Source organism: Escherichia sp. MOD1-EC6098 (assembly GCF_002965865.1).
Taxonomy (GTDB): Bacteria; Pseudomonadota; Gammaproteobacteria; order Enterobacterales; family Enterobacteriaceae; genus Escherichia; species Escherichia marmotae.
On sequence record NZ_PTSN01000018.1, the window covers coordinates 86,644 to 97,857 of the forward strand.

11 protein-coding genes, 2 tRNA genes and 1 rRNA gene are annotated in these 11,214 nt (G+C 52.2%); 3 read left to right on the forward strand and 11 right to left on the reverse strand.

Going from position 1 to position 11,214, the window contains the following annotated elements; all coding sequences use genetic code 11:
- Positions 1-90: 90 nt before the first annotated feature.
- Positions 91-984, forward strand: a complete 894-nt coding sequence (gene ilvY / locus C0K55_RS18545; protein ID WP_000365754.1) for an HTH-type transcriptional activator IlvY — start codon at positions 91-93, stop codon at positions 982-984.
- Positions 985-1,035: 51 nt separating this feature from the next.
- Here the strand turns inward: ilvY and ilvA are convergent, their stop codons facing one another.
- The 7 genes from ilvA to ilvL all read right to left on the reverse strand — a co-directional run bounded on the left by ilvA (position 1,036) and on the right by ilvL (position 7,590).
- Positions 1,036-2,580: a threonine ammonia-lyase, biosynthetic gene (ilvA, locus tag C0K55_RS18550; protein WP_000785507.1), complete on the reverse strand. Its 1,545-nt coding sequence runs from the start codon at positions 2,578-2,580 to the stop codon at positions 1,036-1,038.
- A gap of 2 nt (positions 2,581-2,582) precedes the next feature.
- Positions 2,583-4,433 (reverse strand): dihydroxy-acid dehydratase, encoded by a 1,851-nt coding sequence (gene ilvD / locus C0K55_RS18555; RefSeq protein WP_001127407.1) that lies wholly within the window; start codon positions 4,431-4,433, stop codon positions 2,583-2,585.
- 63 nt (positions 4,434-4,496) lie between these two features.
- Positions 4,497-5,426 (reverse strand): branched-chain-amino-acid transaminase, encoded by a 930-nt coding sequence (ilvE, locus tag C0K55_RS18560; protein WP_001517411.1) that lies wholly within the window; start codon positions 5,424-5,426, stop codon positions 4,497-4,499.
- 19 nt (positions 5,427-5,445) lie between these two features.
- A complete protein-coding gene (gene ilvM / locus C0K55_RS18565; RefSeq protein ID WP_000983255.1) occupies positions 5,446-5,709 on the reverse strand; it encodes an acetolactate synthase 2 small subunit in 264 nt (87 codons plus the stop codon).
- Complete coding sequence (gene ilvG, locus C0K55_RS18570) at positions 5,706-7,352, reverse strand: acetolactate synthase 2 catalytic subunit (protein ID WP_105266694.1); 1,647 nt, start codon at positions 7,350-7,352, stop codon at positions 5,706-5,708. Before ilvG ends, ilvM begins: the two co-directional genes overlap by 4 nt.
- Positions 7,353-7,354: 2 nt before the next feature.
- Entirely contained in the window at positions 7,355-7,405 is a 51-nt protein-coding gene (ilvX, locus tag C0K55_RS18575) for a peptide IlvX (protein ID WP_001387183.1), read from the reverse strand.
- Between the two features lie 86 nt (positions 7,406-7,491).
- A complete protein-coding gene (gene ilvL / locus C0K55_RS18580; protein WP_001311244.1) occupies positions 7,492-7,590 on the reverse strand; it encodes an ilv operon leader peptide in 99 nt (32 codons plus the stop codon).
- Between the two features lie 351 nt (positions 7,591-7,941).
- Between ilvL and C0K55_RS18585 the strand changes: the two genes are divergently transcribed.
- A complete protein-coding gene (locus tag C0K55_RS18585) occupies positions 7,942-9,462 on the forward strand; it encodes a YifB family Mg chelatase-like AAA ATPase (RefSeq protein ID WP_000059010.1) in 1,521 nt (506 codons plus the stop codon).
- A 25-nt stretch (positions 9,463-9,487) separates the two neighbouring features.
- Here the strand turns inward: C0K55_RS18585 and maoP are convergent, their stop codons facing one another.
- A complete protein-coding gene (gene maoP / locus C0K55_RS18590; protein ID WP_000841001.1) occupies positions 9,488-9,826 on the reverse strand; it encodes a macrodomain Ori organization protein MaoP in 339 nt (112 codons plus the stop codon).
- Positions 9,827-9,944: 118 nt separating this feature from the next.
- On the opposite strand from maoP, the gene hdfR reads away from it, so the two are divergent.
- Entirely contained in the window at positions 9,945-10,784 is an 840-nt protein-coding gene (gene hdfR / locus C0K55_RS26370) for an HTH-type transcriptional regulator HdfR (protein WP_000379233.1), read from the forward strand.
- Positions 10,785-10,879: 95 nt separating this feature from the next.
- On the opposite strand, the gene C0K55_RS18600 is transcribed toward hdfR, so the two are convergent.
- From C0K55_RS18600 to rrf, 3 genes are all read right to left on the reverse strand, one after another.
- Positions 10,880-10,955 (reverse strand) — tRNA-Trp (locus tag C0K55_RS18600).
- Positions 10,956-10,963: 8 nt separating this feature from the next.
- Positions 10,964-11,040, reverse strand: a tRNA-Asp gene (locus C0K55_RS18605).
- 54 nt (positions 11,041-11,094) lie between these two features.
- Positions 11,095-11,210, reverse strand: a 5S ribosomal RNA gene (gene rrf / locus C0K55_RS18610).
- Positions 11,211-11,214: the final 4 nt, after the last annotated feature.

The following is an 11,214-nucleotide window of genomic DNA, read 5'->3' on the forward strand; positions in this document are numbered from 1 at the left end:
CACTATATGTCAGGAAACTTATTGCGGAAATTGATATATTCACAACGTCATATTGCAATTTCTGCAACGTCAAAATCGAGGGCTGTGCCTGTGGATTTACGCGATCTGAAAATGTTTCTACATCTGGCGGAAAGCCGTCATTTTGGGCGCAGCGCGCGGGCGATGCACGTCAGCCCATCGACACTTTCACGGCAGATTCAGCGCCTGGAAGAAGATCTCGGCCAACCGCTATTTATACGCGATAACCGGACGGTAACGCTGACCGAAGCGGGCGAAGAGCTGCGTGTTTTCGCCCAGCAAACGCTGTTGCAATATCAGCAACTGCGCCACACCATCGACCAGCAAGGGCCGTCGCTCTCTGGCGAGTTACATATTTTCTGCTCGGTGACCGCTGCTTACAGCCATCTTCCGCCGATTCTTGATCGCTTCCGCGCGGAACACCCGTCGGTGGAGATCAAGCTCACCACCGGTGATGCGGCGGATGCGATGGAAAAAGTTGTCACCGGCGAAGCGGATTTGGCGATTGCCGGTAAGCCAGAGACGTTACCCGGTGCAGTGGCATTTTCGATGCTGGAGAATCTGGCGGTAGTGCTGATCGCACCTGCGCTGCCCTGCCCGGTTCGTAATCAGGTATCGGTAGAGAAGCCGGACTGGTCGACGGTGCCGTTTATCATGGCCGATCAGGGACCAGTGCGCCGCCGCATTGAACTGTGGTTCCGACGCAATAAAATCAGCAACCCGATGATTTACGCCACGGTCGGCGGGCATGAAGCGATGGTATCGATGGTGGCGCTAGGCTGTGGCGTGGCATTGTTACCGGAAGTTGTGTTGGATAATAGTCCTGAACCTGTACGCAACCGTGTGATGATTCTTGATCGCAGCGATGAGAAAACACCGTTTGAACTGGGCGTTTGCGCACAAAAAAAGCGGCTACATGAGCCGCTGATTGAGGCGTTCTGGAAGATTTTACCCAACCACAAATAACGTTGACGCGTGGGTAGGCCTGATAAGCGAAGCGCCATCAGGCATTTTTCCCTAACCCGCCAAAAAGAACCTGAACGCCGGGTTATTGGTTTCGTCGTGACAATCGTAGCCCAGCTCATTCAGCCGGGTTTCGAAATCCGGTTCATGGTCGCCAAGTTCGAACGCCGCCAGTACGCGCCCGTAGTCGGTGCCATGACTGCGATAGTGGAACAAAGAGATATTCCAGTGCGTACCCAGCGTGTTAAGAAAGCGCAGCAGCGCGCCCGGTGATTCCGGGAATTCGAAGCTGTAGAGGCGTTCCTGCAACGGATGCGATGGACGCCCGCCGACCATATAGCGCACATGTAGCTTCGCCATTTCGTCATCGGAGAGATCAACCACGCTGTAGCCGCCTTCGTTGAGCATCTGCAAAATTTCTTTGCGCTCCTCAAGGCCGCGGCTTAAGCGCACGCCGACAAAAATGCAGGCATTTTTGGCATCTGCAAAGCGATAGTTGAACTCTGTGACCGAGCGCCCACCGAGTAGCTGGCAAAATTTAAGGAAACTGCCTTTTTCTTCCGGAATGGTCACCGCCAGCAATGCTTCGCGCTGTTCACCCAGTTCGCAACGTTCCGAGACGTAGCGCAGGCCGTGGAAATTGACGTTAGCTCCCGAGAGCACATGCGCCAGGCGCTCACCACGAATGTTGTGCTGGGCGATATATTTTTTCATTCCCGCCAGCGCCAACGCGCCAGACGGCTCCGCCACCGCGCGCACATCTTCGAACAGGTCTTTCATCGCCGCACAGATGGCATCGCTATCAACGGTGATGATGTCGTCGAGATACTCCTGACACAGACGGAACGTTTCGTCACCAATGCGCTTGACCGCGACCCCCTCAGCAAACAAACCTACGCGCGGCAGGTCAACAGGATGACCTGCATCCAGCGCCGCTTTCAGGCAGGCTGAATCTTCCGCTTCCACGGCTATCACTTTGATTTGCGGCATCAGTTGTTTGATCAGCACCGCCACACCCGCCGCCAGACCGCCGCCGCCGACCGGCACAAATACGCGATCAAGATGGGCGTCCTGCTGGAGCAATTCCAGCGCCAGCGTGCCCTGTCCGGCAATCACCATCGGATGATCAAATGGCGGAACCCAGGTGAAGCCCTGCTGCTGCGACAGTTCAATCGCTTTGGCTTTTGCTTCATCGAAGTTCGCACCGTGAAGCAACACTTCGCCGCCGAAGCCGCGTACCGCATCAACTTTGATATCAGCGGTGGCGGTTGGCATGACGATTAGCGCCTTCACGCCTAATCGTGCGGAGGAGAACGCAACGCCCTGCGCGTGGTTACCCGCAGAAGCAGTGATCACGCCGTGCGCTTTCTGTTCTTCCGTCAGGCCCGCCATCATGGCGTATGCGCCGCGCAGCTTAAAGCTGTGCACTGGCTGGCGGTCTTCGCGCTTTACCAGAATGACGTTATCAAGACGCGACGAGAGTTTTTCCATTTTCTGCAGCGGCGTGACCTGCGCCGCTTCATAGACCGGCGCGCGTAGCACCGCCCGTAAATACTCAGCGCCTTCCGGTGCGCCAGACAGGGGTAGTGAGTCTGCCATTATTAACCCCCCAGTTTCGATTTATCGCGTACCGCACCTTTGTCGGCACTGGTCGCCAGGCTGGCGTAAGCGCGCAGAGCAAAGGAGACCTGACGTTCACGGTTTTTCGGCGTCCAGGCTTTATCACCACGGGCTTCCTGCGCTTCACGACGTGCCGCCAGTTCTGCATCACTTACTTGTAACTGAATGCTGCGGTTCGGAATGTCGATGGCGATCAGGTCACCGTCTTCAATCAGGCCAATGCTGCCGCCACTTGCCGCTTCCGGTGAGACGTGACCGATGGAAAGGCCAGAGGTGCCGCCAGAGAAGCGACCGTCGGTGATCAGTGCACAGGCTTTACCGAGGCCCATCGATTTCAGGAAGCTGGTTGGGTAGAGCATTTCTTGCATCCCCGGACCGCCTTTCGGCCCTTCGTAGCGGATCACGACTACGTCGCCTGCCACAACTTTGCCACCGAGGATCGCTTCTACCGCGTCGTCCTGACTTTCATACACTTTCGCCGGACCGGTAAATTTCAGGATGCTGTCATCGACGCCCGCGGTTTTAACAATACAGCCGTTTTCCGCGAAGTTACCGTAAAGTACAGCCAGACCACCGTCCTGGCTGTAGGCGTGTTCCAGTGAGCGGATACAACCGTTAGCACGGTCGTCATCGAGGGAGTCCCAACGGCAATCCTGCGAGAACGCCTGGGTGGTACGGATACCCGCCGGGCCTGCACGAAACATATTTTTTACCGCATCATCCTGGGTCAACATGACGTCGTAGTGTTCCAGCGTTTGCGGCAACGTCAGACCGAGCACGTTTTTCACATTGCGATTCAGTAATCCCGCGCGATCCAGTTCCCCGAGGATACCGATAACGCCACCAGCACGGTGAACATCTTCCATATGGTATTTCTGAGTGCTCGGCGCAACTTTGCACAACTGCGGGACTTTGCGTGAAAGTTTATCGATATCACTCATCGTGAAATCGATTTCTGCTTCCTGCGCCGCTGCCAGCAGATGGAGAACGGTGTTAGTGGAACCGCCCATCGCGATATCCAGCGTCATGGCGTTTTCAAATGCCGCTTTGCTGGCAATATTACGCGGCAGGGCGCTTTCATCGTTTTGCTCGTAGTAACGTTTGGTCAGCTCGACAATGCGTTTACCGGCGTTAAGGAACAATTGCTTACGGTCAGCGTGGGTTGCCAGCAGTGAGCCGTTACCCGGCTGCGACAAGCCCAGCGCTTCGGTCAGGCAGTTCATCGAGTTGGCGGTGAACATCCCGGAGCAGGAGCCGCAAGTTGGGCAGGCTGAACGCTCAACCTGATCGCTCTGGGAGTCAGAGACTTTCGGATCTGCCCCCTGGATCATCGCATCAACCAGATCAAGTTTGATGATCTGATCGGACAGTTTGGTTTTTCCGGCCTCCATCGGACCACCGGAAACAAAGATCACCGGAATATTCAGGCGTAGGGAGGCCATCAGCATCCCTGGGGTGATTTTGTCGCAGTTGGAGATACAGACCATCGCGTCGGCGCAGTGGGCGTTCACCATATACTCAACGGAATCAGCGATCAGTTCGCGAGATGGCAGTGAATAAAGCATGCCCCCGTGGCCCATGGCGATCCCATCATCCACCGCAATGGTGTTGAACTCTTTGGCAACACCGCCAGCCGCTTCAATTTGTTCAGCGACCAGTTTACCGAGATCGCGCAGATGGACGTGGCCCGGTACAAATTGGGTGAACGAGTTCACAACCGCGATAATCGGTTTGCCAAAATCGGCGTCGGTCATTCCGGTGGCGCGCCACAGCGCACGAGCCCCCGCCATATTACGGCCATGAGTGGTGGTGGCGGAACGGTACTTAGGCATACTTTATTTACTCCCAGTGTCTGTCTCATAAATGGGACGGTGCGTGCCATCCCATTTTTGTATTTATTGATTAACTTGATCCAACCAGCCCCATTTATCTTCGGTTTCGCCGGTGAAGAGGCCAAAGAAGGCTTGCTGAATACGTTTGGTAACCGGGCCACAACGACCTTCGCCTACCTGAATACCGTCTACACTGCGCACTGGCGTGATTTCAGCCGCAGTACCGGACATAAAGACTTCATCTGCCAGATAGAGTGATTCGCGCGACAGAACTTGCTCACGCACTTCAATTCCCAGCTCTTTCGCCAGTTTGATGATGGCGTCACGGGTAATGCCCGGTAATGCGGATGAGGTAAACGGCGGGGTGAACAGCACGCCCTCTTTCACTTCAAACAGGTTTTCGCCTGCACCTTCAGAGATGTAACCATTCACATCCAGCGCGATACCTTCCTGATAGCCATGGCGGCGCGCTTCGCTACCCACCAGCAGGGAAGAGAGGTAATTACCACCCGCTTTCGCCGCAGTTGGGATGGTGTTTGGTGCTGCGCGGTTCCAGGAGGAAACCATCGCATCAATCCCCTGCTCCAGCGCTTCTGCGCCCAGATACGCTCCCCACGGGAAAGCGGCGATAATCACGTCGGTGGAGTATCCCGCTGGCGGGTTTACGCCCATGCCAACGTCACCGACAAAAATCAGCGGACGGATATAGGCACTGGTGAGATTATTTTTGCGGATTACGTCGCGGCAGGCTTCCATCAGCTCATCAATACTCTGTGAAACCGGGAAGCGATAGATTTTTGCGGAGTCATGCAGACGCTGCATATGCTCACGATGACGGAATACAACCGGTCCTTTATGTGAGTCGTAGCAACGGATACCTTCAAAAACCGAGGTGCCATAGTGCAGCGCGTGCGACATTACATGCACCTTCGCGTCTTCCCAGCGAACCATCTCCCCATTGAACCAAATGTAATCAGCTTTCTTCGTGGTCATTTTTATATTCCTTTTGCGCTCAGGCGCGGATTTGTTGTGATGTTGTTGTGCTCTGGCAGATGGCAACGTGTGCGACGTCCACCAGTTTATTTAACTGACTAAACAGTAAGTCGACCGACCGTGGGCTGGCAACGGTCAATTCGATATTTATATTTTGTGCATCACTGGCGGCGGCCATATTCATTGAGCAAACATGGAAACCACGATGGCGCACCACGCGTAAAACACGTTCTAAGGTTTCCGGATTGAAGCGAGCCGATACATTAACCTGATGTTGCATCATGATAATTTCTCCAACATTTCTGAATTACTGGCACCAGGCGGCACCAGTGGCCAGACGTTCTCAAGTTCGTCGATTGAGACATGAAGCAGGTATGGCCCATCACTGTTCAGCATGGTGTCGAGTGCCGCTTCAACCTGGTCTTTACGGGTGATGTGTTGGCCAGGGATACCGAAGGCTCTGGCTAACATGAGGAAATCGGGGTTATCGGTAAGGGTGGTTTCGCTGTATCTTTCCTGGAAAAACAGTTGCTGCCATTGTCGAACCATCCCTAACCGTTGGTTATCGAGTAAGACGATTTTCAACGGTAATTGCTTGCGTTTTACGGTGCCCAACTCTTGCACATTCATCATGAAAGAACCGTCACCGGAGATACAAACAACGGTATCGTTCGGTCGCGCGACTTGCGCGCCAACCGCCGCTGGTAAACCGAAACCCATGGTGCCTAACCCACTGGATGTGATGAAATTTTCCGGACGAGTATGGGCAATGTGCTGCGCGGCCCACATCTGATGCTGTCCCACATCCGTGGTCACAACACAATCCGCAGCCTTACGATCCGACAGTTGTTTTAACAACAACGGCGCGTAGATAGCCTCTCCGGGGTGATCGTAGCGCCAGGCATGTTCATCACGCAGTTGTGCGCAATATTGCTGCCAGCCATTGATATTTAACGACTGCTGTAATGCCGGTAACAAAGCATTCAAATCGCCCTGTAATGCCACATGCGCCTGACGCAGTTTGTTCATTTCTGCTGGGTCGATATCCATATGGATCACGCAGGCATGTGGTGCGAAGGTATTCAGTTTGCCGGTAACCCGGTCATCAAAACGTGCACCCACGGCGATCAGCAGATCACACTCCTGTACCGCGAAGTTCGCCGCTTTGGTGCCGTGCATCCCCAACATTCCCAGATAGTACGGATAATCCGTCTCGACTGCGCCCAGCCCTTTCAACGTACAGGTGACAGGCATTTTTGTGGTCGTGAGAAACTCACGCAGAGCAGGAACAGCCTGCGCCATACCGACACCGCCGCCGACATACAACATCGGCTTTTGCGCTTTAGTCAGCATCTGTCGCGCTTGCTCAACTTCTGCATGTGGAAAAGTCACTCCGTTTTCAACGGTGGTGAACCACGGTTCCAGATCGCCACTGGCTAACTGAATATCTTTTGGGATATCAACCAGAACCGGGCCGGGACGACCTGAGCTGGCGACATCAAACGCTTCCGCCATGATGCGTGGTAATTCTTCCAGCGACTGCACCAGGAAGCTGTGTTTGGTACAGGCTAACGACAATCCCAGTACATCCACTTCCTGAAATGCGTCGGTGCCGATAAACGGTGCGGACACCTGACCGGTGATGGCAACAACCGGAACAGAATCTAACAGCGCATCCGCCAGTCCGGTGATCAGATTGGTTGCACCAGGGCCAGACGTGGCAATGCATACACCGGTTTTGCCGGTAGCACGAGCATAGCCGATAGCTGCCATTGCCGCCCCTTGCTCATGTCGGCACAACAAGTGCTCCACGCCGCCGTCATACAATGCATCATAAACCGGCATAATTGCGCCACCCGGATAACCAAAAACGGTATTCACCCCCTGTGCCCGCAACGCATGTACCACCCACTGTGCGCCATTCATAGTTAGTTCCCCGTCCTGAATCTTGAGAAACAGAATTTTGTGCTGTTATTCATTGTCTGCTTCTCGGTTATGTTTTTAAGGTCAAAAAAAACCCCCGGACCTTTCGGTGCGGGGGTCTTAGTTCGTTAAGGCTTGATCTCTAAGCCTTTCCTCGTCCAAGTGCAGCCCCGCACGGTGGGATAATAATCACCACCACGCTAATCACGACCAGGCTAATCACTCGTAGAAGGGCTGTCATTTTGTCTTTTCTTGCATCTTGTTCGAAGGAATACCTAAAGAGTTACCATAGATTTTGCGAATGGCACAAGATATTTTTTGGTCGCTTTTTATGACAAATATAATAATTTCTATAAAAACCATTGTTTTTTTATATAAAAAATAGTGAATGAAAAAAATTCAATTTCCGTATAATTCTTGCCCTTTCTTAAAGACTAATTCTTGCACGCCTCATTTTTGCGAGCGTTAATCCATCGCTAATACAACTCAAATCACTTTGCATAAATAAACAGGAATCTACCGCCAAATAACACAATTTAGCAGGCTACAGCAGCGATCTCTTATGTTCATAATGGTGACTTAAGGAGGACTTATGTCACTGTCAATTGTTCATACCCGTGCCGCGCTGGGAGTAAACGCTCCGCCGATCACTGTTGAGGTACATATCAGTAAAGGTCTACCCGGATTAACGATGGTGGGCTTACCAGAAACAACGGTAAAAGAAGCACGCGATCGCGTGCGTAGCGCCATTATCAATAGCGGATATGAATATCCGTCGAAAAAAATCACCATAAATCTTGCGCCTGCCGATCTACCGAAAGAAGGTGGAAGATATGATTTACCTATCGCCATTGCGTTGCTGGCTGCCTCTGAACAGCTTACAGCCAATAAGTTGGATGAATATGAATTAGTTGGGGAACTGGCGCTTACAGGCGCTTTGCGTGGCGTTCCCGGCGCAATCTCCAGTGCAACTGAAGCTATTAAGTCGGGCAGAAAGATTATCGTCGCGAAAGACAATGAAGCGGAAGTAGGGCTAATTAACGGTGAAGGATGCCTGATAGCCGATCATCTACAAGCGGTCTGTGCATTTCTGGAAGGTAAACATGCTCTCGAACGCCCAAAACCAACAGATGCGGAATCCTGGGTATTACAACATGATCTCAGTGATGTTGTCGGTCAGGAGCAAGGAAAGCGAGGGCTGGAAATTACCGCCGCTGGCGGGCACAACCTTTTACTGATTGGGCCGCCGGGAACGGGTAAAACAATGCTCGCCAGCCGTATTAATGGTCTGTTGCCAGATTTAAGTAATGAAGAGGCACTGGAGAGTGCTGCGATATTAAGTCTGGTAAATGCCGAATCGGTACAAAAACAGTGGCGGCAACGCCCGTTCCGTTCACCACATCACAGTGCGTCGTTAACTGCGATGGTTGGCGGTGGTGCAATTCCCGGGCCTGGTGAAATCTCGCTGGCGCATAACGGCGTGCTTTTTCTTGATGAGCTACCTGAATTTGAACGGCGTACATTGGATGCCTTGCGGGAGCCCATAGAGTCAGGCCAGATCCATCTTTCACGCACGCGAGCGAAAATAACCTATCCGGCACGTTTCCAGCTTGTCGCGGCGATGAATCCCAGCCCTACCGGACATTATCAGGGGAACCATAACCGCTGTACGCCAGAACAAACATTACGTTATCTCAACCGACTCTCAGGTCCCTTTCTCGACCGCTTTGATCTCTCACTGGAGATCCCTCTCCCACCGCCCGGTATTCTGAGTAAAGCGGTAGTTCTGGGGGAAAACAGCGCCACCGTTAAACAACGCGTAATAGCTGCCAGAGAGCGCCAATTTAAGCGGCAGAATAAACTGAATGCCTGGCTGGATAGCCCAGAAATACGACAATTCTGCAAGCTTGAGAGTGAAGACGCACAGTGGCTGGAAGAAACGCTGATCCATCTGGGATTATCTATTCGTGCCTGGCAGCGGTTACTGAAAGTATCAAGAACCATTGCGGATATTGATCAGTCTGAGACCATCACACGCCCGCATCTGCAGGAGGCGGTTAGCTATCGAGCTATCGACCGCTTGTTAATCCATTTGCAAAAACTACTGGCATAAAAAAAGGGCATTTCGCCCTTTTTTATTAATCGTCGGAATCGGTGTAGTCTTCAGCACCTTCGACCTGCGGTTTACCGCCGGAAAGAGTGTGAAAACGTTTTGGACGCTTGATACGCGTCATATATTTAGACCACACGCGTTCTGCTTCTGTCACTGGCTCACGTTCGCCACGGCATACTGCTACGAAGAGTTTCTCTTCTTCGGTCACCGGCTCGCGTTTACCGAGATCCAGCTCATTGAAGGCATAACCATGACGTTCAAGCAGTTGTGCCTCTTTGATGGTGAAATCACCATGACGAGAGAACCCACGTGGATAATGTTTATTGTCGAAATATCGATTAGTCGTCGTAAAGCTTTCCGCCATCCTGCACGCTCCTAATTCTTTGACCGAGCTAGTTATGGCGCGGAGTATTAGTTACGCTTGACAGAGTGTAAAACAAAACATTTAAATCATAACGACAAATAATTTTGCGGAGAGCACTGTGGATACGGAATTGTTAAAAACTTTCCTGGAAGTTAGCCGAACACGTCACTTTGGTCGAGCGGCTGAATCGCTCTATCTGACCCAATCAGCTGTGAGTTTTCGGATCAGGCAACTGGAAAATCAACTGGGTGTGAACCTTTTCACCCGCCACAGGAATAATATCCGTCTGACCGCTGCAGGAGAAAAGCTCCTGCCTTATGCAGAAACGCTCATGAGTACCTGGCAGGCCGCACGTAAGGAAGTGGCACATACCTCACGACATAATGAGTTCTCCATCGGTGCCAGCGCCTCGTTGTGGGAATGTATGCTTAATCAGTGGCTGGGACGTTTGTATCAAAATCAGGATGCCCACACAGGGTTGCAGTTCGAAGCGCGGATCGCCCAACGGCAGTCACTGGTAAAACAACTGCATGAACGTCAGCTTGATCTTCTTATTACCACTGAAGCACCCAAAATGGACGAGTTTAGTAGCCAGTTGCTGGGGCATTTTACTTTGGCACTTTATGCCAGCACCCCTTCTAAATTAAAAGGAGATCTTAACTATCTGCGACTGGAATGGGGGCCAGATTTTCAACAACATGAGGCCGGTTTAATCGGTGCTGATGAAGTTCCAATCCTGACAACCAGTTCTGCCGAACTGGCACAGCAACAGATTGCAATGCTTAATTGTTGTACCTGGCTACCAGTAAGTTGGGCTCGCAAAAAAGGCGGATTGCATACTGTTGTCGACAGCACAACGCTTTCACGTCCTCTCTATGCTATATGGCTGCAAAATAGTGATAAACACGCGTTGATTCGCGATCTATTGAAAATTAACGTTCTGGATGATGTGTATTAATTAAAATAGCTGGCAAGGATGCCGGAAGAAGGTTTTACTTTGGATGAGTTTATTACAGATAAAAAAAATCCTTAGCTTTCGCTAAGGATGATTTCTGGCAGGGGCGGAGAGACTCGAACTCCCAACACCCGGTTTTGGAGACCGGTGCTCTACCAATTGAACTACGCCCCTAATTAGGGTGGCGGAACGGACGGGACTCGAACCCGCGACCCCCTGCGTGACAGGCAGGTATTCTAACCGACTGAACTACCGCTCCACCGAATTCTTTTACAACCACCAGTTTTATGACCGGCTTACTGCTAAATTTGATGCCTGGCAGTTCCCTACTCTCGCATGGGGAGGCCCCACACTACCATCGGCGCTACGGCGTTTCACTTCTGAGTTCGGCATGGGGTCAGGTGGGACCACCGCGCTATCTCCGCCAGGCAAA